Annotated in this window: 19 protein-coding genes; 11 read left to right on the forward strand and 8 right to left on the reverse strand. The window is 62.1% G+C overall.

The window, feature by feature from the left end; all coding sequences use genetic code 11:
• Positions 1 to 45: 45 nt before the first annotated feature.
• Entirely contained in the window at positions 46 to 675 is a 630-nt protein-coding gene (locus HYE77_RS24760; protein ID WP_177069665.1) for a DNA-3-methyladenine glycosylase I, read from the reverse strand.
• 232 nt (positions 676 to 907) lie between these two features.
• Between HYE77_RS24760 and HYE77_RS24765 the strand changes: the two genes are divergently transcribed.
• From HYE77_RS24765 to HYE77_RS24775, 3 genes are all read left to right on the forward strand, one after another.
• Positions 908 to 2,218 carry a C4-dicarboxylate transporter DctA gene (locus HYE77_RS24765; protein WP_008433031.1) on the forward strand — a complete coding sequence of 437 codons (1,311 nt, stop codon included), beginning with the start codon at positions 908 to 910 and terminating at the stop codon, positions 2,216 to 2,218.
• Between the two features lie 145 nt (positions 2,219 to 2,363).
• On the forward strand, positions 2,364 to 3,068 hold the full coding sequence (locus tag HYE77_RS24770; RefSeq protein WP_003212959.1) for a FadR/GntR family transcriptional regulator: 705 nt from the start codon (positions 2,364 to 2,366) through the stop codon (positions 3,066 to 3,068).
• 17 nt (positions 3,069 to 3,085) lie between these two features.
• On the forward strand, positions 3,086 to 3,772 hold the full coding sequence (locus HYE77_RS24775; protein WP_102369279.1) for a GntR family transcriptional regulator: 687 nt from the start codon (positions 3,086 to 3,088) through the stop codon (positions 3,770 to 3,772).
• A 196-nt stretch (positions 3,773 to 3,968) separates the two neighbouring features.
• On the opposite strand, the gene HYE77_RS24780 is transcribed toward HYE77_RS24775, so the two are convergent.
• The gene (locus HYE77_RS24780) at positions 3,969 to 8,828 is read right to left on the reverse strand and encodes an NAD-glutamate dehydrogenase (RefSeq protein WP_177069667.1); all 4,860 of its coding nucleotides are present in this window, start codon (positions 8,826 to 8,828) and stop codon (positions 3,969 to 3,971) included.
• Positions 8,829 to 9,296: 468 nt separating this feature from the next.
• Between HYE77_RS24780 and HYE77_RS24785 the strand changes: the two genes are divergently transcribed.
• From HYE77_RS24785 to HYE77_RS24815, 7 genes are all read left to right on the forward strand, one after another.
• The gene (locus HYE77_RS24785) at positions 9,297 to 9,653 is read left to right on the forward strand and encodes a hypothetical protein (RefSeq protein ID WP_003212949.1); all 357 of its coding nucleotides are present in this window, start codon (positions 9,297 to 9,299) and stop codon (positions 9,651 to 9,653) included.
• Between the two features lie 310 nt (positions 9,654 to 9,963).
• Complete coding sequence (locus HYE77_RS24790) at positions 9,964 to 10,923, forward strand: MoxR family ATPase (protein WP_003218556.1); 960 nt, start codon at positions 9,964 to 9,966, stop codon at positions 10,921 to 10,923.
• Between the two features lie 5 nt (positions 10,924 to 10,928).
• Positions 10,929 to 11,861: a DUF58 domain-containing protein gene (locus tag HYE77_RS24795; protein ID WP_003218540.1), complete on the forward strand. Its 933-nt coding sequence runs from the start codon at positions 10,929 to 10,931 to the stop codon at positions 11,859 to 11,861.
• On the forward strand, positions 11,858 to 12,352 hold the full coding sequence (locus HYE77_RS24800; RefSeq protein ID WP_003218539.1) for a DUF4381 domain-containing protein: 495 nt from the start codon (positions 11,858 to 11,860) through the stop codon (positions 12,350 to 12,352). The genes HYE77_RS24795 and HYE77_RS24800 overlap by 4 nt, the downstream gene beginning before the upstream one ends.
• The gene (locus tag HYE77_RS24805) at positions 12,345 to 13,433 is read left to right on the forward strand and encodes a VWA domain-containing protein (RefSeq protein WP_177069669.1); all 1,089 of its coding nucleotides are present in this window, start codon (positions 12,345 to 12,347) and stop codon (positions 13,431 to 13,433) included. The genes HYE77_RS24800 and HYE77_RS24805 overlap by 8 nt, the downstream gene beginning before the upstream one ends.
• Positions 13,430 to 15,172 carry a tetratricopeptide repeat protein gene (locus HYE77_RS24810; RefSeq protein ID WP_177008209.1) on the forward strand — a complete coding sequence of 581 codons (1,743 nt, stop codon included), beginning with the start codon at positions 13,430 to 13,432 and terminating at the stop codon, positions 15,170 to 15,172. Before HYE77_RS24805 ends, HYE77_RS24810 begins: the two co-directional genes overlap by 4 nt.
• On the forward strand, positions 15,169 to 16,809 hold the full coding sequence (locus tag HYE77_RS24815) for a BatD family protein (RefSeq protein WP_177054985.1): 1,641 nt from the start codon (positions 15,169 to 15,171) through the stop codon (positions 16,807 to 16,809). Before HYE77_RS24810 ends, HYE77_RS24815 begins: the two co-directional genes overlap by 4 nt.
• Before the next feature lie 140 nt (positions 16,810 to 16,949).
• Here the strand turns inward: HYE77_RS24815 and HYE77_RS24820 are convergent, their stop codons facing one another.
• The 6 genes from HYE77_RS24820 to HYE77_RS24845 are packed head-to-tail and all read right to left on the reverse strand — an operon-like array spanning position 16,950 to position 22,876.
• Positions 16,950 to 18,692: an ABC transporter substrate-binding protein gene (locus tag HYE77_RS24820; protein WP_003218534.1), complete on the reverse strand. Its 1,743-nt coding sequence runs from the start codon at positions 18,690 to 18,692 to the stop codon at positions 16,950 to 16,952.
• Positions 18,693 to 18,727: 35 nt separating this feature from the next.
• Positions 18,728 to 19,000: a DUF2160 domain-containing protein gene (locus tag HYE77_RS24825; RefSeq protein WP_003218532.1), complete on the reverse strand. Its 273-nt coding sequence runs from the start codon at positions 18,998 to 19,000 to the stop codon at positions 18,728 to 18,730.
• Between the two features lie 10 nt (positions 19,001 to 19,010).
• Positions 19,011 to 19,811 carry a carbohydrate ABC transporter permease gene (locus HYE77_RS24830; protein WP_008433050.1) on the reverse strand — a complete coding sequence of 267 codons (801 nt, stop codon included), beginning with the start codon at positions 19,809 to 19,811 and terminating at the stop codon, positions 19,011 to 19,013.
• Positions 19,812 to 19,821: 10 nt separating this feature from the next.
• A complete protein-coding gene (locus HYE77_RS24835; protein WP_003218527.1) occupies positions 19,822 to 20,688 on the reverse strand; it encodes a carbohydrate ABC transporter permease in 867 nt (288 codons plus the stop codon).
• The gene (locus tag HYE77_RS24840; protein WP_102369282.1) at positions 20,685 to 21,782 is read right to left on the reverse strand and encodes an ABC transporter ATP-binding protein; all 1,098 of its coding nucleotides are present in this window, start codon (positions 21,780 to 21,782) and stop codon (positions 20,685 to 20,687) included. Before HYE77_RS24840 ends, HYE77_RS24835 begins: the two co-directional genes overlap by 4 nt.
• A complete protein-coding gene (locus HYE77_RS24845) occupies positions 21,782 to 22,876 on the reverse strand; it encodes an ABC transporter ATP-binding protein (RefSeq protein ID WP_003218524.1) in 1,095 nt (364 codons plus the stop codon). Before HYE77_RS24845 ends, HYE77_RS24840 begins: the two co-directional genes overlap by 1 nt.
• A 237-nt stretch (positions 22,877 to 23,113) precedes the next feature.
• On the opposite strand from HYE77_RS24845, the gene HYE77_RS24850 reads away from it, so the two are divergent.
• Positions 23,114 to 24,940, forward strand: a complete 1,827-nt coding sequence (locus HYE77_RS24850) for a sigma-54-dependent Fis family transcriptional regulator (protein WP_177069671.1) — start codon at positions 23,114 to 23,116, stop codon at positions 24,938 to 24,940.
• Positions 24,941 to 25,063 lie beyond the last annotated feature (123 nt).

Consider the following 25,063-nt stretch of genomic DNA (forward strand, 5'->3'; position numbering starts at 1 on the left):
CAACCATAGAATCTCCCACAGTTTTAACCGCGCACAGTCAGTGGCTCAGGGTCGTTTGAAGTGGTGGCGCAGATGTTCGATTCGAGGCCGGCAGATACAGCCTTCAAGGTGGTCGTTGACCATGCCCATCGCCTGCATGAACGCATACATGGTGGTCGGGCCCACATAGCTCCAGCCACGTTTCTTCAGGGCCTTGGACAAACGTGTTGACGCGGCTGACGTGGGGTTGGCCGTCCAGTACGCCATGTCCACCACCGCCGGGCGCTCATCGGCGGCCGGTTCAAACGACCACAGCCACGCCGCCAGCGAGCCGGTCTCATCCACCAGCTCACAGGCGCGCCGGGCGTTGTTGATGGTGGACACGATCTTGGCGCGATTGCGCACGATACCCGGGTCGGCCATCAATCGCTCGATGTCCTGCTCGGTGTACTGCGCCACCCGGCGAAAATCAAAGCCCTCGAACGCCCGCCGAAACGCCTCGCGCTTGCGCAGGATGGTGATCCACGCCATGCCCGCCTGAAAACCTTCCAGGCAAATCTTCTCGTACAGCGCAATGTCATCGGCCACCGGCACGCCCCATTCGTGGTCGTGGTAATCCGGGTACTCCGGCGCCGCCGTGCGCCACGTACAGCTGGTGACGCCCGCCGCGTCCGTGATCAATCCTGGAATATCCATAACTCACCCTGTGAACCAAGCCCGGGATGATAAGCGAAAAAAATTCTGGGCCGCCAACCGCTCAAGCACGAACCTTGCGAACCAACTGGTCAGACCGGGACCTGCCATCCGCGTAATATTTACTTGCGACTTGAAAAAAACCGAGCGTAGACTGGCCCCGCACTGGACATACCGGTCAGACCACAACAATTAAGCCCTGGACCCACCAGGGCACCGAATAGAGATCCTTCCCATGCTCAGATGGTGCTCGCGTTCGATTTTCCTGCAAGTCGTGATTGGCCTGGTGATCGGCATAATCTGCGGCCTCGCCCTCCCTGAATTCTCCTCGCAACTCAAACCCCTGGGTGACGGCTTCATCAAGCTGATCAAAATGCTGATTGGCCTGATCGTATTCTGCGTGGTGGTCAGCGGTATTTCCGGTGCCGGCGACTTGAAGAAAGTCGGGCGCATCGGCCTCAAGTCGGTGATCTACTTTGAAGCACTGACCACCGTGGCCCTGGTGATCGGCCTGATCATGGCCTTCAGCACCGGGATCGGCACCGGCGCCAATATCCACCTGGAGCAACTGTCGTCTGCCGGCCTGAATGAACTGGCAGACCGCGGCCAACACATCAAGGGCACCAGCCAGTTCCTGATGGACCTGATCCCCAACTCGGTGATCGGCGCTTTCGCGGACAACAACGTGCTGCAAGTGCTGTTGTTCTCGGTGTTGTTCGGCAGCGCACTGAACCTGGTGGGCGAAGCCGCTTCCGGCATCTCTCGGTTGATCAACGAGCTGAGCCACGTGATCTTCCGCATCATGGGCATGATCGTGCGCCTGGCGCCCATCGGCGTGTTCGGCGCCATCGCCTTCACCACCAGCACCTACGGCCTGGATTCCCTGCAACACCTGGGCAGCCTGGTGGGCCTGTTCTACCTTACGTGCTTCCTGTTCGTCGCGGTGATTCTGGGGCTGGTGATGCGCCTGTCGGGCCTGCGGATGATGCCGCTGCTCAAGTACCTGCGGGAAGAACTGTTGATCGTGATGGGCACCGCGTCCTCCGATGCCGTGTTGCCACAGATCATGCGTAAACTGGAACACCTTGGCATTGGCAGCTCCACCGTGGGCCTGGTGATTCCGACCGGGTACTCGTTCAACCTCGACGGTTTCTCCATCTACCTGACCCTGGCCATCGTGTTTATCGCCAATGCCACCGGCACACCGCTGTCGATGACCGACCTGCTGACCATCCTGCTGGTGTCGCTGATCACCTCCAAGGGCGCCCACGGGATTCCGGGTTCGGCACTGGTGATTCTGGCGGCGACACTCACCGCAATCCCGGCGATTCCGGTGGTGGGCCTGGTGCTGGTGCTGGCGGTGGACTGGTTCATGGGCATTGGCCGGGCGCTGACCAACCTGATCGGCAACTGCGTCGCCACCGTGGCCATCGCCCGCTGGGAAAAAGACATCGATATCCAGCGCGCCAACAAGGTGCTGGACGGTCAACAAGGGTATGCCTTCCAGGCCAAGAAACCGGTGCTGCCCGCCCACCAAGAGTTCTGATGAGACAGACTCACCCCCTGTGGCGAGGGAGCTTGCTCCCGCTGGGGCGCGAAGCGGCCCCAAAAAATGGGCCTGCTGCGCAGTCCAGCGGGAGCAAGCTCCCTCGCCACACCAAGCAGACAGTTCAATTTAAAGGGAGCCACACGTGATCACCTCGTCAACCGTCGTCAATTCAGTGGTAGAAAAACTGCGCGCCGCCCTGGCGAGGGGTCAGTGGCGGCGCGGCGAGATGCTGCCCGGCCAGCGTGAACTGGCCGAGCAAATGGGCATCAGCCGCCCGAGCCTGCGCGAAGCGGTGATCGTGCTGGAAACCCTCGGCCTGGTACGCTCCATGCCCGGCAAGGGCGTGGTGGTGCTGGAAACCACCCTCAGCGAATCCCAGGCCCAGGACAGCGGCGTGGCCGACGCCAGCCTCGAAGACATCCTGCAACTGCGCTACACCCTCGAGCCCTTTATCGTAGGTTTAGTGGCGCAATCCATCAGCAGCAAGGAAGTCGGGCAACTGCGCCTGACCCTGATGGACATGCGCGAAGCCCTCGACGCCGGCGACAGCGAAGCCGGGATGAACGCCTACATCGCGTTCCACGAAGAACTGTTCGCCCTGACCTCCAACCCGATCTTCCAGAACGTGGTGCAACAAACCAGCAACGCCCTCAAGCAAAGCGCCCAGGTACTGCGCAACTCCCCCGAACACCTGGCGGAACGCTTGCAGGAAAACGACGCCGTGGTGCGGGCGATCCGCAACAAGAACAGCGCCCTGGCCAGCGCCGAAATGCGCCGGCATATCCTGCAGGAAGGCTTGCGCATGGGCATTCGCTTGAACATCCCGGACGACCATCTGGGTAGCTGACTTCCAGGAGACCGCGCATGACCGCTCACGCCCTGCACACCCCTTTCCCCTTTACGCCGTTGCGCCTGGTGGGCAAGCCGAAACTCTCGGTGGACGACATCTACCCGGCACTGTTCGACGCCATTCTCGAGCAACGCATCGCCCCCGCCAGCCGTTTTACCGAGGAGAGCCTCGGGCAAAGTTTTGGCGTCAGCCGCAGCGTGATTCGCCGGGTGCTGGCGCGGCTGTCGCACCAGCAAGTGATCATCCTGCGGCCCAACCACCGCGCCCAGGTGGCGGCACCGGATGCACAACAGACCCAGCAGATTCTCGAGGCGCGGCGCCTGACGGAAATCACCGTGGTGCAGTTGGCGTGTGCCCAGGCGAAACCGGCGCAGATCCGCCAACTGCGGGAGTTGATCGCACGGGAGCGCGACTGCATCGAGCGTGACGAACGTGGCCCGGCGATTCGCCTTTCCGGGGAATTTCACCTGCAATTGGCGGCAATTGCGGGCAACGCGCCGCTGGCACAGTTTCTCAACAGCCTGGTGCCGCTGACCTCATTGGCGATTGCGCAGTTTGAGGCCAAGGCTTGCACGTATTGCGCATGGCAGGAACATAGGGCGATTGTGGATGCGGTGGAGCATGGCGATGCCGGCAAAGCCGTCAACTTGATGACCCGGCATCTGGATCATCTGGAAGCCAAGCTACTACGCAGCAATTGATCACACTGTTTTAACCTGTGGCGAGGGAGCTTACTCCCGCTGGGACGCGCAGCGGCCCCAAAAACGGGACTGCGGCGCAGCCCAACGGGAGCAAGCCCCCTCGCCACAAGTTGAGATAACACGCCGATAATCAAATGCAAAAAAGCCCGATATCTTTCGATACCGGGCTTTTGGTTTTACCGCTCAATCAAGCCAGTTACAGCACCGATTGACCGCTCATCGCCAGGTCCAGCAACTCACGGTTGGCTACCGCGTACATGGCGTAGTCCGTGCCGACTGCAGCACGAATCTCCACCATCATGGTGCGCCAGCGATCAGCCATGTCCTGGTGCTGCTCAAGCCACAGGGCCACGCGGGCTTCCATGTCTTCTGGCGCATCGGCCATTTGCAGTACGGAAATGGTGATCGCCCGTTGCTGCCAATCCACGTCATCGCGGAAGGCTTCGCGGGCCTGGGCCTGCCAGTTGTTGCCCACGGGCAGGCTGCTGATCTGCTGCAGGTACCACGGCAAGTCCAGGGCGCTGCCGACGGCGAAGTAAGCCTTCGCGACGTCTGCCGCACTTTGGCCTGTCACGTCGGCGGCTTCGATGATTGGCAGCAGGGTGTACAGGTGGGTAGTGCCTGCAACCATGCGCGCCAACAACTCCGGCACACCGGCTTCGACGTAAGCCTGGTAACGGTTCTGCCAACCTTCGCGGGTCGGGCCTTCCAGCAGTTCGTCGAGCTTGAGGCCCAGCGCGGCAAGGTGTGGACCGAAGTGCGCAACATCACGCCCCGCATCCTGTTCGTTGCGACGGCTGCGCAGGAACCAGCGCGTGGCACGGCGGCCCAGGCGCATCAGCTCGTCCATCAGCTCCAGTTGCACGTCGGCCGAGACCTGGTGGTCCAGGGCTTCGATCTGACGGAACCAGTGCGGGAGGTGGAAGATGTCACGCACGATCACGTAGGCGCCCGCCACGTTCGCCGGGCTCATGCCGGTGGACTCTTTGAGGCGCTGAACGAAGGTGATGCCCATGTGGTTGACCAGGTCGTTGGCGATCTGGGTGCTGACGATCTCGCGCTTCAGACGGTGGCGACGCATGGCTTCGGAGAACTTCGCCACCAGGCTCGGCGGGAAAGCGGTCTCCATGTCACGGGTCAGGTAGTCGTCATCCGGCACCAGGGATTTGAGCAACGCTTCCTTGAGGTCGATCTTGCTGTAGGAGATCAGTACCGACAGCTCCGGACGGGTCAGGCCCTTGCCCGCAGCGGCGCGCTCGTTGAGCTGCTCCTCGGTCGGCAGGTACTCGATGGCGCGGTCCAGCTTGCCACGGCCTTCCAGATCGCTCATCAGGCGCTTGTACTCGGCCACGCGCTCGAAGGCTTTGCGGGCAGCCAGGGACAGGGCCTGGGTTTGCTTGTAGTTGTTGCCCAACACCAGGCTGCCGACTTCGTCGGTCATGCTCGCCAGCAACTGGTTGCGCTGCTTGTCGGTCATGTCACCGGCCTGCACCACTTCGTTGAGCAGGATCTTGATGTTCACTTCGTGGTCGGAGCAGTCCACACCACCGGCGTTGTCGATGAAGTCAGTGTTGGAACCGCCGCCATTGAGGCCGAATTCCACACGACCCAGCTGGGTCATGCCGAGGTTACCGCCCTCGCCCACCACCTTGCAGCGCAGCTCGTTGCCATTGACGCGCAGGGCGTCGTTGGCCTTGTCGCCCACATCGGCATGGCTTTCGGTGCTGGCCTTGACGTAAGTACCGATACCGCCGTTCCACAACAGGTCCACCGGCGCCTTGAGCAAGGCGTTCAGCAGTTCGGTCGGGGTCAGCTTGTCGGCCTGGATGTCGAAGCGTTCTTTCATCTGCGGCGAGATGGCAATGCTCTTCGCGCTGCGCGAGAAGATACCGCCACCTTCCGACATGATGCTGGTGTCGTAGTCGGTCCAGGCCGAGCGCGGCAGGTCGAACAGGCGCTGACGTTCAGCGAAACTGTTGGCCGGGTTCGGGTTTGGATCGATGAAGATGTGCAGGTGGTTGAAGGCCGCAACCAGTTGCAGCTTGTCGGACATCAACAGGCCGTTGCCGAACACGTCGCCGGCCATGTCGCCCACGCCCACCACGGTGATGCTGTCTTGCTGGACGTTGATGCCGCGCTCACGGAAGTGACGCTGCACACCCACCCACGCGCCCTTGGCGGTGATGCCCATTTTCTTGTGGTCGTAACCGGCAGAACCACCGGAAGCGAACGCATCACCCAGCCAGAAGCCGTAGTCGATGGCGATGCCGTTGGCGATGTCGGAGAAGGTCGCAGTGCCCTTGTCCGCTGCTACTACCAGGTACGGGTCATCGTTGTCGTGGCGCACCACGTTCAACGGTGGCACCAGGGCGCCGTCTTTCAGGTTGTCGGTAATGTCTAGCAGGCCGGAAATGAAGATGCGGTAGCAGGCGATGCCCTCGGCCGCGATCTCGTCCCGGCTGCCGCCCAACGGCAGACGACGCGGCAGGAAACCGCCCTTGGCGCCCACCGGCACGATTACCGAGTTCTTCACTTGCTGGGCTTTTACCAGGCCCAGCACTTCAGTGCGGAAGTCTTCTTCACGGTCGGACCAACGCAGGCCGCCGCGAGCGACGTTGCCAAAGCGCAGGTGCACGCCTTCAACCCGAGGCGAGTAGACGAAGATTTCAAACTTCGGCACCGGCTTGGGCAGCTCAGGAATCGCGTGCGGGTTGAACTTGAAGCTGAAGTACGACTTGTTCTGGCCGTTGGCGTCAGCCTGGTAGAAGTTGGTCCGCAGGGTGGCCTTGATCAGGTCCAGGTAGCGACGCAGGATGCGGTCTTCGTTGAGCACCTGAACGTCGTCCAGGGCCGTGAGGATCGCTTGTTCCAGGCGTTGCTGCTTGTCTTCGAGGTCTTCGGCGGTGAGCTTGCGCGCCAGGTAGAAACGGGTCTTGAACAACCGGGTCAACTCGCGGGCGATGTCGGTGTGGTTGTTCAGGGTACTGGCGATGTAACCCAGGTCGAAGCCCAGGCGAATCTGCTTCAGGTAACGGGCGTAGGCACGCAGCAGCGCCACGTCGCGCCATGGCAGGCCGGCCGTCAGCACCAGGCGGTTGAACGCATCGTTTTCGGCATCGCCGTGCACGATATGCACGAATGCGTCCTGCAGGGTGTCGTTCAATTGCTGGATATCGAGGTTCACACCTTCGGCGGCGATGAACGCGAAATCGTGAATCCAGAACTCGCGGCCATTGGCATGACGCAGGCGGTACGGGAATTCACCCAGGACACGCAGGCCGAGGTTTTCCAGGATCGGCAGCACATCGGACAGCGCCAGCGGCGTATCGGCATGATACAGCTTGCAATGCAGCTCGCGCTGGCCGGAAACCTGGCCCAGCGGCTGATAGAAGCTCATCACCAGCGGGTTGGCTTCGGTCAGGCTGAGCAAGTGCTGCATGTCGACCACGGCCGAATGCGCGGCGAAACGCTCACGGTAGCCGGCCGGGAAACCTTTCGGGAAATCAGCCAGCACGTTGGTGCCGTGGGCTTCGCCGAAGCTTTCCACCACCAGGCTGGAGTAGTCGTCCTGCCAGCTGCGGCAGGCCTGCACCACTTCTTTTTCCAGTTGCAGCGGGTCGATGTCCAGGCGGTTCTTCGGGTCTACCCGCAGGATCAACTGCACGCGAGCCAGTACGGACTCGGAGAAGAACGTCCAGAACTCGCAGTCCGAGGCTTTCAGGCGATCCATCAGCACTTGCTGGATCTTCTGGCGCACTTCGGTGGAATAGATGTCGCGCGGCACGTAGGCCAGGCAGTAGCAGAAACGGCCGTACGGGTCCTTGCGCAGGAACACGCGGATCTTGTTGCGTTCCTGGATCTGCACGATCGACATCACGGTGCTGAACAGCTCGTCCACCGGGGTCTGGAACAGATCATCACGGGGCAGAACCTCGACCACCTGGGCCAGTTCCTTGCCCAAGTGCGCCTTGGCCTGGAAGCCCGAGCGACGCTCGATTTCCGTCACCTTGCGACGGATGTAAGGAATCACCCGCACGCTTTCGCCGTACACCGAGGAGGTGTAGAGGCCCATGAAGCGGCATTCCTTGATGACCTTGCCGTCGGCGTCGATCTGGCGGATCGACACGTAGTCCGGGTAGGCCGGGCGGTGCACGCGGCTTGGGTGTGCAGCCTTGGCGAACGACAGCACGGCCGGCTCACGCAGGTAGTTCACCGCGTAGTCTTCGATGCGCAGCTCGTCGGCCGTCAGGCCTGGGCGCAGCAGTTTGGTCAGACCGAGGAACGAGTTGGCGTCATATTCGATATGACCGCCGTCCGCCTCGTCACGTACCACAAACTCTTCATAGCCGAGGAAGGTGAAGTGGTTGCCCACCAGCCATTCCAGGAAGCTCTTGATCTCGGCTTTTTCTTCGCCGTCGATCACGTACGGGCTGGCGTCGATACCGGCCAGCAGTTCCTGGACCTTGGCTTTCATCGGTTCGAAATCGGCGACAGCGACGCGCACTTCGCCCAGCACCTGCTCAAGTTCCTTGCTCAGGACATTCAGCTCGGCGGCGTTGGCGCAGCGGTCGATTTCCAGGTACATCAGCGATTCTTGCTGAACGTCTTCGCCCTGGGTGCCTTTGGGCAGGATTTCCAGCAGCTCGCCCTTCTTGCCACGACGCACGCTGAGTACGGTGGTTTGCAGGGTGTGGATGCTGTAGCCACGGCGGTTCAGCTCGGTACGCACCGAGTCCACCAGGAATGGCAGGTCGTGGTGCAGCACTTCGACCGCAGTGTGGGTCGATTGCCAGCCATGACGTTCGTAATCGGGGTTGTAGACCCGCACTTGCGGTTGGTTGTGATCAAAGCGCTCAAGCAGGCGCCAGGCAGACAGGGTGCAACCGGCCAGGTCGGACAAGCGACGCTGGGTCAGTTCATCCAGGGAAATGATGCCGAAGAATTGTTCAGCGAACAGCGCCACTTGTGGCAGTGCCTGTTCACTGATGTGCTGCGCCAGTGCCGCTTGCAGTTGGTGCTGGAAGTCGGCTTTGCTGGCTGCGGTGAAGAACGCCATCTGTGGTACTCCGCTTGGGCTTGTTATTGATGGAAGCGTCGCGTGTTATCCCCTTGCGGGGAGACCGTCAGCTCTGTTCGCGGTCTACAGTAACGAATTCAGAGTGACAGGTGGGTGAAGCTGGACAAGACAATGAGGTCACATTCAACTTCCATAAGATGCGCACCTTGCCAGGTGACGGTACGACGGGCAGGTCAGACTCCTGGCGAGGCACATCCGTTGCGCAGCTTAACGAGTGTAGGAAGCAAGCTGCTTGCGACGCTGCGACATATTCGGTCATCGGCACGCTGCCGGCGGGTTGCGACTTGGGCAACCGGGTGTTTTCGGAGAAATCCCGGGGCGCCGAGTACCGGAAATGACTGATATTGCCCGCCAGGTCATGCCACAAGGTCTGACACACGATGCAGCACAAAATTCGCCGCAATGGCACAATTGCCCTGCTTCGCCCTCCCCCAGACAGGATTAACCATGCCATTGCAACTCACCACCGCCCACCTGATCGTCAACCCGTGCGATGACGAAGAAGACAACATGGCCATGCTCTGCTGCCACGGCGACAAGGGCGAGATGTTCATGGTGACCCGTTATCCGGACGAGGACGAGGTGGAAGTCACCTGGGATTACGAGCCGTCGACCCTGGACGGGCTGAAGATCACCCTGAGTGCCACGACACTGTTGGTGGAGATTGGCGCGGCGGATGCCGATGCATTGGGCGGCCACGATCAATTGGCAATCACCCACGGCACCGCCGAGTCGGATCTGGCCGAAGTGGAAGAAACCCTGCAGAACATTCTCAAGGGCACCGGGACCTATATCCGGGCCTAGTTGCCAAATCCGCACAATGTGGCGAGGGAGCTTGCTCCCGCTGGGCTGCGAAGCGGCCCCAATCCAGCCAACTGCGTTCTGCCTGGAAAAACTCGGCAGCCTTGTTGGGGCTGCTGCGCAACCCAGCGGGAGCAAGCTCCCTCGCCACAAAGGCAGGCGCCTATCGGAAAAAACCTCAGACATTTCCCACATTTCCCGAAAAATACCCCCCGCGCCGTTAGTCTCCACCCCCTCCGATGCATTAAAGTAACGCCCCCAGGCCTGGCATTTTTCGCAATGCCCAGTCTCACCTCTCCAGGAACCGTCATCGATGGAACATCGTGAAGCGCTGCTTGCGCTGCGAACCTTTCTTTCAACGCAGATTCTCGGCCAGGAAAAACTCATCGAGCGCTTGCTCATTGCCCTGCTCGCCGATGGCCATATGCTGGTTGAAGGCGCTCCCGGGCTGGCCAAGACCAAGGCCATCAAGGAGCTTGCAGAAGGGATCGAGGCCCAGTTCCATCGCATCCAGTTCACCCCCGACCTGCTGCCCGCCGACATCACCGGCACCGAGATCTATCGCCCGGAAACCGGCAGTTTCGTGTTCCAGCAAGGCCCGATCTTCCACAACCTGGTGCTGGCGGACGAAATCAACCGTGCCCCGGCCAAGGTGCAGTCGGCATTGCTCGAAGCCATGGCCGAGCGCCAGGTCAGCGTGGGGCGCAGCACTTATGAGTTGTCGCCGTTGTTCCTGGTGATGGCCACGCAAAACCCGATCGAGCAGGAAGGCACCTACCCGCTGCCCGAAGCCCAGCTCGACCGTTTCCTGATGCACGTGAAAATCGGCTTCCCCGATGCCGCCGTCGAGCGCCGCATCCTGCAGCAGGCCCGTGGCGAAGCCCTCAACGGTGAAACCAAGCCCGAGCGGCGCGTCAGCCAGCAGGCGATCTTCGCCGCGCGCAAGGAAATCCTCGGCCTGTACATGGCCGATGCGGTGGAGGAATACCTGGTGCAACTGGTCATGGCCACTCGCACACCGGCCAAGTTCGACCCGGAAATGGCCGAATGGATTGCCTATGGCGCCAGCCCTCGTGGCTCGATTGCGCTGGACCGCTGCGCCCGGGCCCACGCCTGGCTGGCCGGCCGCGATTTCGTCAGCCCGGAAGACATCCAGGCGGTGCTGTTCGACGTGCTGCGCCACCGCATCATTCTGTCGTTCGAGGCCGAAGCGGCCGGCATCGACCAGGACCGCGTGGTGCAACGCATTCTCGACGTCGTTGCCGTCGCTTGACGTCCATGAACGCTGGCGATGGAACCCGTGTCACCCTGAGCGAATTGATCGAGATGCGTCATCGCGTGCGGGAAGTGCAGCTATTTTCCACGCCGAGCCAGCGCAGCCCGCTGATCGGCCTGCACCACTCGAAACTGCGCGGGCGCGGGGTCGACTTCGACCAGGTGCGGGTGTATCAGGCCGGCGACGATGTGCGCACCATCGACTGGCGCGTCACTGCACGCACCCAGGAGCCCCACACCAAGCTGTTTCATGAAGAGCGCGAACGGCCGATCTTCATCATGGTGGAGCAAAGCTGCCGGCTGTTTTTCGGCTCGGGGCAGATGTTCAAGTCGGTGCTGGCGGCTCAGGCGGCGAGCCTGATCGGCTGGGCGGCGCTGGGCCATAACGACCGGGTCGGCGGGCTGGTGTTCGGTGACAGCGAGCACTACGAAATCAAACCCCGGCGCAGCAAGCAAAGCCTGCTGCAATTGCTCAACCGGTTGGTACGGGTCAACCAGAGCCTCAACACCGAACGCCGCCCCGAAGCCGACGCCCTCGGCATGGCCTTGCGCCGAGCCCGGGAAGTATTGCGCCCGGGCAGCCTGGTGATTGTGATCTGTGACGAGCGCGCCCTGACCGAAGGCGCCGAGCAACAGCTGAGCCTGCTGTCACGGCATTGCGACCTGCTGCTGTTGCCGGTGTCCGACCCGCTGGACCACGCCCTGCCCGCCGCCGGCCTGCTGCGCTTCGCCGAGCGCGGCGCACAGCTGGAGCTGGACACCCTGAATTTTGATCTGCGCCAGGCCTACAAGGCCCAGGCCGAAGCCCGCAGCGCACGCTGGGAACTGCTCGCGCAAAAGCTGCGGGTGCTGTTGATGCCCTTGAGTACCCAGGGTGAAATGGTCGAGCAACTGCGCGAATACCTGAACCCGCAACGCCCGGTTAAAAAGCAATGAGCAGCCTCGACCAACTGCAACCCCTGATCGCCCCGCCAGTGATCGGCTTCTGGCCGCCGGCGCCGGGTTGGTGGCTGTTGCTGCTGATCATCCCGTTGGCGGGCTGGGGCCTGTGGTGGCTGCGCCGTTTCCTGCCAGCCAAGCGCCCATTGGCCCGTGCCGAACAACCCCTGGACCCGCTGCGCATCGCCGCCCTCGCCGAACTGGCGCTGATGCCCAAACCCTACGACGGCGCACCGGCCGGTGCCTGGCTGCAACAGCTCAACGGCCTGCTCAAGCGCCTGTGCCGCAACGACTACCCCTACAGCCAGAGCCACACCCTCAACGGCCGCAAGTGGCTGGCGTTCCTCGACAACCGTTGCCCCGCTGCCGGCCTGACCCGCTGGATGGTTCTGGTGGAAGGCGCCTACAAGCCCGAATGCAAACTCGACGACAAGGCCATCGCTGGCCTGACCCAAGCGGTCGACACCTGGATTCGCAAACATGTTTGAGTTCGCCTGGCCGTGGATCTTTGCCCTGTTGCCATTGCCCTGGTTGCTGCGCCTCATCCTGCCGGTGGCCGACAGCGGCGAGCCGGCGCTGAAAGTCAGTTTCCTCAGCGACCTCGAAGGCCTGGCCCGCCGCCGCGCGCGGGTCAACCTGCCGGGCTGGCGCCAGCAAGCACCGTTCGTATTCCTGTGGCTGCTGCTGTTGGCCGCCGCCGCCCGCCCGGAGTGGCTGGGCGAGCCGCTGCCGATTGCCGCCAGCGGCCGCGATTTGCTGGTGGCGGTGGACGTTTCCGGCTCGATGGACTTTCCCGACATGCAATGGCAGGACGAGGACGTCAGCCGCCTGAGCCTGGTCAAGCACCTGCTGGGAGATTTCCTGGAGGGCCGCGAAGGTGATCGCGTGGGATTGATCCTGTTCGGCAGCCAGGCCTATCTGCAAGCGCCGCTGACCTTTGACCGGCGCACCGTGCGCACCTGGCTGGATGAGGCGCGGATTGGCATCGCCGGTAAAAACACCGCGATTGGCGACGCCATCGGCCTGGCCCTCAAGCGCCTGCGCCAGCGTCCGGCGCAAAGCCGGGTGCTGATCCTGGTCACCGACGGCGCCAACAATGCCGGCGAAATCGACCCGCTGACCGCCGCCCGCCTGGCCGCCGAAGAAGGCGTGAAAATCTACCCGATCGGCATCGGCGCAGACCCCGAGCAAACCGGCTCCCTGGGCATCCTCGGCGTCAACCCGAGCCTCGACCTCGACGAACCGGCCCTCAAGGCCATCGCCGAGGCCACCGGCGGCCGCTACTTCCGCGCCCGCGACGGCAACGAACTGCTGAAGATCAAGGAAACCCTCGACCAGCTCGAACCCGTGGCCCAGCAACCCACCCAGGCCCGCCCCGCCCAGGCGCTGTACAGCGCGCCGCTGGCGTTGGCGCTGATCCTCAGCATGCTGCTGGTGATCCAGGAACGCTGGCCGGATAACGCCCTGCAACGCCTGTTCAACAAACTCTCAAGCAAGGGCCGTTTCCTGCAACCCAATCCTGAATGGCGTGAACGCCTCAAACGCCTGCGTTTGCGGAGGCGTCGATGATCGCCCTGTGGCCGCACTGGTTCCGTCCCTGGTGGCTGTTGCTGCTGCCGCTGCTCGGCTGGTTGCTGTGGCAGTTGTGGCACCGCCAGAAACGCGCCGGGCGCTGGCAGATGATTCTGCCGCCGGCGTTCCATGCCGCGCTGCTCAGCGGCGGCAGTGGCCGCGAAAGCAAGTCGCCATGGGTGGTGCTCGGCATCGCCTGGCTGCTGGCCGTGCTGGCGTTGCTGGGCCCGAGCTGGGAACGCGTCGAACAGTCCAGCCAGAAGCCCGCCGACCCGCTGGTGGTGCTGCTGGAACTGACCCCGGAAATGCTCGCCACCGACAGCCCGCCCAGCCGCCTCGAACAGGCACGGCGCAAGCTGTTCGACCTGCTTCAGGCCCGCAGCGATGCGCAGACCGCAATCGTGGTCTACGCCGGCAGCGCCCATACGCTGGTGCCACTCTCGGACGACCTGGCCACCAGCCATAACCTGCTGGAAGCCCTGCGCCCCTCGATCATGCCCGAGCCCGGCCACCGCGCAGACCTGGCGGTGGAAAAAGCCCTGAGCCTGCTCAAGCATGGCGGCCTCGGCCAGGGCCGACTGCTGCTGATCGGATCTTCCCTGTCCAAGCAGGAGCGCCAGGGCATCCGCCTGCAGCTGCAAGGCAACCAGGCGCCGAGCTTGTCGATCCTCGGCATTGGCAGCCGTGAAGGCACGCCGGTGACCCAGGAAAGCGGCGAATTCCTCAAGGACGCCCAAGGCGCAATCCTCGTACCGCGTCTCGACAGCCCGACCCTCAAGGCCTTCGCCAGCGAAATGGGCGGCCTCTACCGCCAGGCACGCCTGGACGACAAGGACCTGCGCCACCTCGGGATGCTGGACGGCCCGCAAAGTCTGCGCAATGACGGCCAACTGCTGCACCTCGACACCTGGGCCGACCAGGGTTATTGGTTGCTCTTGCCACTGCTGCTGCTCGCTGCCTGCGCCGGGCGCCGGGGCTGGCTGTTCTTCCTGCCGTTGCTGCTGTTGGGCGCGCCGCAGCCCAGCTATGCCTTCGACTTCCAGGACCTGTGGCTGCGCCCCGACCAACAGGGCCAACTGCTGCTGAAGAAAAAACGCCCGGCCGAAGCAGCCGAACATTTCGAAGACCCGCAATGGCAAGGCGTCGCACTGTATGAAGCGGGCAACTATGCCGAAGCCGCCAAGCGGTTTGCCGAAGGCAGCGACGCCTACTCCCACTACAATCGAGGCAATGCCCTGGCCAAAAGCGGCGAGCTGGAAGCGGCGATCGATGCCTACGAACAAGCCCTCGAAGCCCAGCCAGACTTGCAGCCGGCGCTGAAGAACAAGGCGCTGGTGGAAAGCCTGATGCAACAGGAACCGGAAAAAACCGAGCCGGCCAAGCCTGCAAAAAACGAGGATGACGAAACCACCCAACCCGGCCAGACTGCGCAACCGGGCGCCAGCAGCCAGACCGCCACCGGTGGCGAGCAGACGTCCCAAGGCCAGGGCCAGCCCGGCGCGACCGACACGCAAACCGGGGCCACGCCCCACGCCGGCAGCAACGAGGTACCCGGCAGCGAGTTGGGTGATGAACAAACCACCACCCCGCCCCTGCGCCCGGTCGACGGCACGCTTGAAGGCGAGCAGCGCCAGGCCCTGGAACAATGGCTGCGGCAGATCCCGGACAACCCCGGCGAGTTGCTGCGACGCAAATTCTGGTACGAACAGCAACAACATCAGGACAAGACTCGATGAACCGCTGCACCGCCTTTCTTCTCACCCTCGCGTTGTGGGCCAGCCAGGCCCAGGCCGCCGGCCTGGTGGCCAGTGTCGACCGCAGCCGCATCAATTCCGGGGAGACGGTGGAACTGACGGTGGAATCCAACGACGTCACGCTGTTCGGCAAACCGGACCTGGCGCCGCTGGACCCTCTGTTTGAAGTGAGCGGCACACGCCAGATCAACCAGCTCACCACCCTGGGCGGCGACAACCACGCCACCACCCGCTGGATCATCACCCTGCTGCCCAAGGAGAACGGCACCGTGGTGATTCCACCGTTGCAGATCGGCGAACTCAAGACCCAGCCGATTACCCTGCAAGTGGTGGAAACCGTCAGCCAGAACACCGAGGCCCAACTGGCTCCTGTGTTCATCGAAACCAACCTCGACCAGGACAGCGTCTACGTCCAGGCCCAGGCGTTGCTGACCGTGCGCGTCTACCACTCGGTATCGCTGTATGACGACAGCAGCCTCACGCCGTTGCAGGTCGCCGATACGCGCATCGAGCAGTTGGGCGAGTCGCGCACCTACGAGAAAGTCATCAACGGCATCCGCCACGGTGTGATCGAAACCCGCTATGCCATCTACCCGCAGCACAGCGGCACACTGACCATTCCGACGCAGACGTTCAGCGCCACCCTGGTAGAGCCACGGCCCGCCCAGGACAACAACCCCCAGGGTTCCAAGCCCGGTAAGCTGATTCACGTCAGTTCGCCGGAGCTGTCGTTGACGGTCAAGGCCAAGCCGGCAATGTACCCGGCCGACGCTCCCTGGCTGCCGGCCCGCAGCCTGACCCTCACGGAAAGCTGGAACCCCGAGCCCGATCACGTACAGGTGGGCGACTCCCTGACCCGCAGCCTGACCTTGAAAGCCGAAGGCCTGGCCGGCGCGCAACTGCCACCGCTGGCACTGAGCGACATCCCCGGCCTGCGCCGCTACCCGGACCAGCCGGTGCTGAGCAACCAGAACAACGACCGTGGCCTGATCGGCAGCCGTGAAGACCGCGAAGCGCTGGTGCCCAACCGCGTTGGCGCGCTTGAACTGCCGGCGGTGGACGTGGTGTGGTGGAACACCCACGAAGACCATCTGGAACGCACCAGCCTGCCGGCGCGCACCCTGCAGGTGGCGACCAACCCGAGCCTGATCGTGGACACGCCGGCCAGCCCGACCGTGATCACCGCGCCGGACAACGACAGCCTGTGGATCTGGCAACTGACCAGCCTGATCCTGGCCTGCACCACCCTGCTGGGCTTCGGTTTGTGGTGGCGTGCACGCTGGCAGCCGGCGATTTTGCGTGCCGCGCAAACCGGCCCGAGCCCGCGAACTTTGCTGGACGACCTCAAGCGGGCGAGCCAGGCGAATGACCCGCAGGCTACGCGTCAGGCGCTGGATGCCTGGGCGCGACAGCAGCCGGAGACCCTGGCGGATATGGCGGCGCGGTTTGTGCCGTTGTCGGATGCGCTGGATGGGTTGAACGGCGCGCTGTACAGCGAGAGTGGGCAGTATTGGCAGGGAGAGGAATTGTGGCGGGCGGTGAAGGCGATTCCGATGGCGGAGCGCGAGCAGGACCCTGCAGGGGATAGCACCAGCTTGCCGCCGCTGTATCCCAAATAGCCCCCCTTGCAGAAACACCGCAAACCCAATGTGGGAGCGGGCTTGCTCGCGAAAGCGGTCTGTCAGTCACATATCTGCTGACTGATCTACCGCCTTCGCGAGCAAGCCCGCTCCCACATTTTTGATCTGCGGCGTCTGGGTTACTTGCGCGCCGCCTCCCACGACTTCAGCAACTCGTTATAACTGACCGTCTCACCCTGCGGCTTCTCATTCGCCAGCTTCGGTTTCGGCGCACCCGGCTGGTCAAACCAGTATTGCGCGTCCCGTTCCTCGTTCATTTTCGGCCCGCAAATCGGCTGCACCTTGGAGCGTTCCAGGCGCGTCATGATCGCGTCCTGATCCTTGGCCAACCCATCCAGCGCCTGCTGCGGCGTCTTCTCTCCGCTGGCCGCTTCCGAAATATGGCTCCACCACAATTGCGCCAACCGTGGATAGTCCGGCACGTTGGTGCCGGTCGGGGTCCACTCCACCCGGGCCGGGCTGCGGTAGAACTCCACCAACCCACCGAGTTTCGGCGCCAGGTCGGTCATGGCCTGGGAGTTGATGTCAGACTCACGAATCGGCGTCAGGCCAACGATGGTTTTCTTCAGAGACACGGTTTTCGAGGTCACGAACTGCGCGTACAGCCAGGCCGCCAGTTTCTGCTTCTCGGGCGTCGACTTGAGGAAGGTCCAGGAACCTACGTCCTGATAGCCCTTCTTCATGCCCTTTTCCCAGTAAGGCCCGACGGGTGATGGCGCCATGCGCCATTTCGGCGTGCCGTCGGCGTTGACCACCGGCAGGCCCGGCTTGGTCATGTCGGCGGTAAACGCGGTGTACCAGAAGATCTGCTGGGCGATGTTGCCCTGGGACGGCACCGGACCGGATTCGGAGAAGGTCATGCCCGCCGCTTCCGGTGGTGCATAGGCTTTCATCCAGTCCACGTATTTCTGCGTGGCATACACCGCCGCCGGGCCGTTGGTGTCGCCACCACGGGTGACGCTGGAGCCCACCGGGTGGCAGTCCTCCACGCGAATGCCCCATTCGTCCACCGGCAAACCGTTGGGCAGGCCCTTGTCGCCGCCACCGGCCATGGAGAACCAGGCATCGGTGAAGCGCCAGCCAAGGGACGGGTCTTTCTTGCCGTAGTCCATGTGCCCGTAGACGCGCTTGCCGTCGATTTCCTTGACGTCTTCGCTGAAGAATTTGGCGATGTCTTCGTAGGCCGACCAGTTCACCGGCACGCCGAGTTCATAGCCGTACTTCTCCTTGAACTTGGCTTTCAGGTCTGCCCGTTCGAACCAGTCGGCGCGGAACCAGTACAGGTTGGCGAACTGCTGGTCGGGCAATTGGTAGATCTTGCCGTCGGGCGCAGTGGTGAACGAAATACCGATGAAGTCCTTGATGTCCAGGGTGGGTGAAGTGAAGTTCTTGCCTTCGTTGGCCATCAGGTCGGTGATGGATTCTGTCTTGCCATAGCGAAAGTGCGTACCGATCAAGTCGGAATCGTTGACCCAGCCGTCATAGATATTCTTGTCGGACTGCATCTGGGTTTGCAGCTTTTCCACCACGTCGCCTTCCTGCAGCAAGTCGTGGGTCAGCTTGATCCCGGTGATTTCGCTGAAGGCCTTGGCCAGCACCTTGGATTCATACTCGTGGGTGGTGAGGGTTTCCGACACCACGTTGATCTTCATCCCGCGAAACGGCTCCGCGGCCTTGATAAACCACTTCAGCTCTTCAAGCTGCTGGGCTTCGGTGAGGGTCGACGGTTTGAACTCACTGCCGATCCATTTTTTCGCAGCGTCTTCATAAGCATCCGCCCAGGCCGCAGCACTGAGCCCGCTGAGCGCCAGCACGGCCGCCAATGAAATGCTATGTCGCAGCTTATTGTTTTTATCGAACATAGAGACCTCCTGGTTTTGGGGTTCAAAAGGGGCAGCTAGCCCCAACGCATCACAGACAACAGCCACACCAGAGACAGCGCGGACGCCACCCAGATGCTCCAGCCGGTTACGCCGATCACCAACAAATGCAGGTAGGCGCTGCCGAGAAGACCGATAAACAAACGATCACCACGGGTGGTGCTGATCGGTAAAAAGCCGCGCCGGGGGATACTCGGCGAGCGCAATTCCCAGGTCGTCATGCCCACCAGCAGCAGGCCGATCGCGGCAAAGAACAGTGCAGTCGGGGTGGTCCAGGCCATCCATTCCATCATCGACTCCTCAGACCCGGCCCAGGGCAAAGCCCTTGGCCACATGGTTGCGAACGAACCAGATCACCAGCATGCCCGGCAAAATGGTCAACACCCCCGCCGCCGCCAGCACGCCCCAGTCGATGCCGGAGGCCGAAACCGTACGGGTCATCACTGCGGCGATGGGTTTGGCGTTCACCGACGTCAGCGTGCGTGCCAGCAGGAGCTCGACCCAGGAAAACATGAAGCAGAAAAACGCCGTGACGCCGATCCCCGAGCCAATCAGCGGGATGAAGATCTTCACGAAAAACTTGGGGAAGCTGTACCCGTCGATGTAGGCCGTTTCGTCGATTTCCTTGGGCACGCCCGACATGAAACCTTCGAGAATCCACACCGCCAGCGGCACGTTGAACAGGCAATGGGCCAAGGCCACCGCGATATGCGTATCGAACAAGCCAATGGACGAATACAGCTGGAAGAACGGCAGCAAAAACACTGCCGGCGGCGCCATGCGGTTCGTCAGCAACCAGAAGAACAAGTGCTTGTCGCCGAGGAAGCGGTAGCGCGAGAACGCGTAGGCCGCCGGCAGCGCCACGCTCAGGGAAATCACGGTGTTGAGGCTGACGTAGTACAGCGAGTTGAGGTAGCCGGTGTACCAGCTCGGGTCGGTGAAGATCACCTTGTAGTTGGCGAAGGTGAAGTCCTGCGGAAACAGGGTCAGGCCGCCGAGGATTTCGGTGTTGCTCTTGAAGGACATGTTCAGCAGCCAGTAGATCGGCACCAGCAGGAACAGGATGTAGACCAGCAGCGGGATTACCTTGCGCTTGCTCATGTTGGCGGCCTCAGCGGTTGGCGTCGGAGTGGGTCATGGCGGTGTAGAACAGCCAGGACACCAACAGGATGATCAGGAAGTACACCAGCGAAAACGCCGCCGCCGGGCCCAGGTCGAATTGGCCTACGGCCATTTGGGTAAGCGTCTGGCTGAGGAAGGTGGTGGCGTTCCCTGGCCCGCCGCCCGTCAGCACAAACGGTTCGGTGTAGATCATGAAACTGTCCATGAAGCGCAGCATCACCGCGATCAACAGCACGCTCTTCAGTTTTGGCAGCTGGATATGTCGGAACACCGCCCAGCTAGACGCCCGATCAATCCGCGCCGCCTGGTAGTACACATCCGGGATCGCCCGCAGCCCCGAGAAACACAGCAGCGCCACCAGGGACGTCCAGTGCCACACGTCCATCACCAGCACCGTGACCCAGGCGTCCATGGTGTTGGCGGCGTAGTTGTAGCTGATGCCCATCGCATTGAGCGTGGAACCCATCAGGCCAATGTCGGCACGGCCAAAGATCTGCCAGATGGTGCCGACCACGTTCCACGGAATCAGCAGCGGAATCGCCATCACGATCAACACCAGCGACGACCATCGGCCCTTGGTGGGCATCGTCAGGGCAATCGCGATGCCCAGCGGAATCTCGATCAACAGCACACACGCCGAGTAGATGAACTGACGCAGCAGCGAGTCATGCAGGCGCGGGTCCAGCAGCACCTGTTTGTACCAGTCGGCGCCGACGAAGTAGCGGCTGGATTGGTCGAAGATGTCCTGCACCGAGTAGTTGACCACGGTCATCATCGGGATCACCGCGCTGAAGGCCACCAGCAGGAACACCGGCAATACCAGCCACCAGGCCTTGTTGTTCTGCACCTTGTTCATGGCTGCACCTCCAGCAAGTAGTCATCGGCATACACCATCAGCCACTGCCCCGGAAAGCTGATGGACGCCTGGCCCTCGGGCACCGGTTTGTCTTCGGCCAGGCGCACTTTCAACGGTGCGCCATCGAGGTTGAGGGTCATGATCTTGTAGGTGCCGAGGTCTTCCACATGGGTGACTTGCGCCTGTAGCGCGTCGGGATTGTGCTCATCCCACACATGGATAAATTCCGGGCGGATGCCGACCTGCAGCCTTTTGTAAGGCGTTTCGCCAATGCGCTGCTGCAGCGCCTCGGGCAACGCCAGATGTGTCCCGGCAAAGCGCACACCGCCCGCCTCTGCCTGCACCTCAATCAGATTCATCCCAGGGCTGCCGATGAAATAGCCGACAAAGGTGTGGCTGGGCCGCTCGAACAACTCCCGGGGCGTGCCGAACTGCACGATCTGCCCGCCATACATCACCGCGATCTTGTCGGCGAAGGTCGAGGCTTCCAGTTGGTCGTGGGTCACGTAGACCATGGTGATGTTGAACTGCTCGTGGATCTGCTTGAGCTTGCGCCGCAGCTTCCATTTCAGGTGCGGGTCGATCACCGTCAGCGGTTCGTCGAACAGGATCGCCGACACGTCATCCCGCACCAGGCCGCGGCCCATGGAGACTTTCTGCTTTTCATCGGCAGTGAGGTTGCGGGCCTTTTTGTCCAGCAGGTTTTGCAGGTCGAGCACCTCGGCAATTTCCTGCACCTTGCTGTGAATTTTCGCCTCGGCCATGCCCTGGTTTCGCAGGGGAAAAGCCAGGTTATCGAACACGGTCATGGTGTCGTACACCACCGGAAACTGGAACACCTGGGCGATGTTGCGTTTTTCCGGGGTCAGTTCGTTGACCACCTTGGCGTCGAACAGCACCTGGCCTTCGGATGGGCTGAGCAGGCCGGAGATGATGTTGAGCAACGTCGACTTGCCGCAGCCCGACGGCCCCAGCAACGCGTAGGCGCCGCCCTGCTCCCAGACGTGGTTCATCTCGCGAATCGCGTAGTCCTCGGGGCCGTTTGGCTTTGAGCTGTAGCTGTGGGCCAGGTTCTGCAAATGGATCTCGGCCATCAGGCAACCCTCGCGACACGTCGGCCGGGGGCCTGGACCAGCCGTCCCTGGCCATCGAACACAAACAGTTTGTGGGTGGGAATATAGATGCGGATCGGCGCGTCGACGTCGTACTCATGCACCCCGGGCAAGTGCAGCACCAGCAGGAAGTGTTCGCTGCGTACGTGCAGGAAGGTTTCCGAGCCGCTGATCTCGGCGACTTCCACGGTCACTGCCAGCTCCAGGTCATCATCGTTGCTCGGTACCAGGCTGATATGGCTGGGACGCACGCCAAAGCGAAACTCGCCTTCGCCGATGGGCCGCAGGTCGACGTTCAGCGGGAAGTGCACGAAGTTGGCGAAGCTCACTTCATTGCCACTGATGCGCCCGGGCATCAGGTTGATCGGCGGCTCGGAAAACAGCTCGGCCGCCAGCACGGTTTGCGGCTGGTGATAGACCTCGGCGGCCTTGCCGCTCTGGATCACCCGGCCCTCGTGGAGAATCGTGGTGGTGCCGCCCAGGGCCAGGGCTTCGTTGGGTTCGGTGGTGGCGTAGATGGCGATGGTGTGACGCGCCTTGAACAGCTCGCGCATTTCCTGGCGCAGTTCTTCGCGCAGTTTGTAGTCCAGGTTCACCAGGGGCTCATCGAACAGAATCAGCTCGGCATCCTTGACCAGCGCCCGGGCCATGGCGGTGCGTTGCTGCTGGCCGCCGGAGAGTTCCAGGGGGTGACGCTGGAGGAATTTCTCGATGCGCAACATTTTCGCGGTTTCGAGGACTTTGCTCTGGATCTGCTCGGCAGAGACTCCGGCCTGGCGCAGCGGCGAGGCGATGTTCTCGAACACGGTCATGGTCGGGTAGTTGATGAACTGCTGATAGACCATCGACACATTGCGCAGGCGCACCGGCTTCTGGGTGACGTCCACGCCATTCATCAGGATGCGCCCGCTGTCAGGCTTGTCCAGGCCGGCCATCAGGCGCATCAGGCTGGTCTTACCGGAGAGCGTGCGGCCCAGCAATACATTGAAGGAACCGGCTTCGAAACGCAGGTTGGCGTCGTCGATCCAGGTTTGGCCTTCGACAACGCGAGTGACGTGCTCCAGGGTCAATGACATGACACGACCTTTTTATTATTGGAATGGTTCTGGCAGGAGCACAGAGCGAGTTCCGTGCCAACAACCCAAACCTCAGGCCGGTCAACGAGTTAGGCAAAACAGCGATTCGCCTCTGAACAGAAATGAACAGGTCAGGCTGAACAACTGAACAATCGGCGGGTTGACAATGAACAGTTCTGAACAACACTGAACGGGCCTTCCGCACCCCAGAACAACAATAAAGCAAGGGTCACCGCCATGAGCACACCGCTGGCGCACGATGCCATCATCCAGGACTCCTGGCGCCGCTGCCGGGCCTATGGCCTGGATCACCAGAGCACACCGAGCTTCGACCAACTGCCCGCAGACGGCGTCAGCCAGTTGCTGGAAAGCCAGCATTCCCTTGTGCAGACCACCCACCAGGAAGTGCTGCCCTACTACGAAAACATCCTCAGCAATTCCAACTGCCTGATCATGCTTGCCGACAACCAGGGCCAGGTGCTGACTTCGTGGGGCACCCAACGCTTTATCGACCCCAAGCTGGCCCGTGGTTTCAGCGCCGGCGCCAGCTGGATGGAGCGCTCCAGCGGCACCAACGCCATCGGCACCGCCCTGGCCTGTGCCCAGGCAGTGCATATCGAACATGACGAACACTTCCTCAAGGCCAACCGTTTCATGACCGGCTCGGCAGCGCCGATCTTCGATGCGCAGCGGGAAATCATCGCGGTGCTGGATGTGTCCAGCGACAGCTACCTGCCGCCCTCCCACACCCTCGGCATGGTCAAGATGATGAGCCAGACCGTCGAGAACCGGCTGATCCTCAACCTGTTTCGCGGTGAGCATTTCCAGCTGACGTTCAACACCGGGCTGAACAACCTCGATAGCCAGTGGGCCGGACTGCTGATTTTTGATGAAAGCGGCCAGGTACTGTCGGCCAATCGCCGGGCCGACAACCTGCTGGGCATCAGCCTGTCGCGGGTGTTGATCGACAGCCTGTTCAAGGTCTCGCTGCTGGAACTGCTCAACCAGCCCGAAGGCCTGCCCTTCTCGCTGCAAGCCGCCGGGCGCAACCGTTTCCAGTGCCTGCTGAAACGGCCGAAACAGGCGCCAGTGCAGGCTCGCGTGTTCGTGGAAACGAAAAAGCCCCGCGAACCCGGCCCCACGGCCATCAGTCTCAAGACCCTGCACTTCGGCGATGCCCGCGTGGAAAAGGCCGTGCGTCAGGCCGAGCGCCTGCTGGAAAAGGATATTCCGTTGCTGATCCACGGTGAAACAGGTGTCGGCAAGGAAGTGTTCGTCAAAGCCCTGCACCAGGCCAGCTCTCGCAGCCAACAAGCGTTTATCGCGGTCAACTGCGCAGCGATCCCCGCCGAACTGGTGGAGTCGGAACTGTTCGGCTATGAAAAAGGCGCATTCACCGGCGCCAACCAGAAAGGCAGCATCGGGCTGATCCGCAAGGCAGACAAAGGCACGCTGTTCCTCGACGAGATCGGCGACATGCCCCTGCCGACCCAGGCCCGGCTGTTGCGGGTATTGCAGGAACGCTGTGTGCAGCCTGTAGGCAGCAGCGAGTTGTACCCGGTGGATTTGCGGATCATCTCCGCCACCAACCGCTCGCTGCGCGAACAGGTACAGCTCGGGCGTTTTCGCGAAGACCTGTATTACCGCATCGGTGGCCTGACCCTGGAGCTGCCGCCGCTACGGGAGCGCACGGATAAACAGGCGTTGTTCAAGCAGCTGTGGCAACAGCATCGCGAGCCGACGCAGTGGGTCGGGTTGACTAACGAGGTGCTGGCCTTGTTTGAACAGCATCCGTGGCCGGGCAACCTACGCCAGGTGAGCAGCGTGTTGCAGGTGGCACTGGCCATGGCGGAAGAGCAGCCGATTCGGGCGGAACATCTGCCGGATGATTTTTTTGTGGATTTGAATGGGGTGGTGCCGGTGTGTGATGCAGTGGATGACAGTCTGGACCTGAATGAGCGACTGAAGGCGGTGGGCGGGAATATCTCTCACCTGGCCAGAGAGCTTGGCGTCAGCCGCAATACCCTCTACAAACGCCTGCGACAAAACGGGAATGCTGTGTAGAAACACAATCAAAAATGTGGGAGCGGGCTTGCTCGCGAATGCGGTATATCAGTCGCTGATGCTTTAACTGACAGTCTGCATTCGCGAGCAAGCCCGCTCCCACATTGGAACTACATTGGGTTT

The sequence above is a fragment of the Pseudomonas sp. IPO3774 genome, from assembly GCF_013386835.1.
Classification (GTDB): Bacteria; Pseudomonadota; Gammaproteobacteria; order Pseudomonadales; family Pseudomonadaceae; genus Aquipseudomonas.

Bases quoted from the DNA above. Each gene is read 5' to 3' on its own strand.
- HYE77_RS24760 (WP_177069665.1), bottom strand. From the start codon at position 675: ATGGATATTCCAGGATTGATCACGGACGCGGCGGGCGTCACCAGCTGT.
- HYE77_RS24765 (WP_008433031.1), top strand. From the start codon at position 908: ATGCTCAGATGGTGCTCGCGTTCGATTTTCCTGCAAGTCGTGATTGGC.
- HYE77_RS24775 (WP_102369279.1), top strand. From the start codon at position 3,086: ATGACCGCTCACGCCCTGCACACCCCTTTCCCCTTTACGCCGTTGCGC.
- HYE77_RS24780 (WP_177069667.1), bottom strand. From the start codon at position 8,828: ATGGCGTTCTTCACCGCAGCCAGCAAAGCCGACTTCCAGCACCAACTG.
- HYE77_RS24785 (WP_003212949.1), top strand. From the start codon at position 9,297: ATGCCATTGCAACTCACCACCGCCCACCTGATCGTCAACCCGTGCGAT.
- HYE77_RS24790 (WP_003218556.1), top strand. From the start codon at position 9,964: ATGGAACATCGTGAAGCGCTGCTTGCGCTGCGAACCTTTCTTTCAACG.
- HYE77_RS24795 (WP_003218540.1), top strand. From the start codon at position 10,929: ATGAACGCTGGCGATGGAACCCGTGTCACCCTGAGCGAATTGATCGAG.
- HYE77_RS24800 (WP_003218539.1), top strand. From the start codon at position 11,858: ATGAGCAGCCTCGACCAACTGCAACCCCTGATCGCCCCGCCAGTGATC.
- HYE77_RS24805 (WP_177069669.1), top strand. From the start codon at position 12,345: ATGTTTGAGTTCGCCTGGCCGTGGATCTTTGCCCTGTTGCCATTGCCC.
- HYE77_RS24810 (WP_177008209.1), top strand. From the start codon at position 13,430: ATGATCGCCCTGTGGCCGCACTGGTTCCGTCCCTGGTGGCTGTTGCTG.
- HYE77_RS24815 (WP_177054985.1), top strand. From the start codon at position 15,169: ATGAACCGCTGCACCGCCTTTCTTCTCACCCTCGCGTTGTGGGCCAGC.
- HYE77_RS24820 (WP_003218534.1), bottom strand. From the start codon at position 18,692: ATGTTCGATAAAAACAATAAGCTGCGACATAGCATTTCATTGGCGGCC.
- HYE77_RS24825 (WP_003218532.1), bottom strand. From the start codon at position 19,000: ATGGAATGGATGGCCTGGACCACCCCGACTGCACTGTTCTTTGCCGCG.
- HYE77_RS24830 (WP_008433050.1), bottom strand. From the start codon at position 19,811: ATGAGCAAGCGCAAGGTAATCCCGCTGCTGGTCTACATCCTGTTCCTG.
- HYE77_RS24835 (WP_003218527.1), bottom strand. From the start codon at position 20,688: ATGAACAAGGTGCAGAACAACAAGGCCTGGTGGCTGGTATTGCCGGTG.
- HYE77_RS24840 (WP_102369282.1), bottom strand. From the start codon at position 21,782: ATGGCCGAGATCCATTTGCAGAACCTGGCCCACAGCTACAGCTCAAAG.
- HYE77_RS24845 (WP_003218524.1), bottom strand. From the start codon at position 22,876: ATGTCATTGACCCTGGAGCACGTCACTCGCGTTGTCGAAGGCCAAACC.
- HYE77_RS24850 (WP_177069671.1), top strand. From the start codon at position 23,114: ATGAGCACACCGCTGGCGCACGATGCCATCATCCAGGACTCCTGGCGC.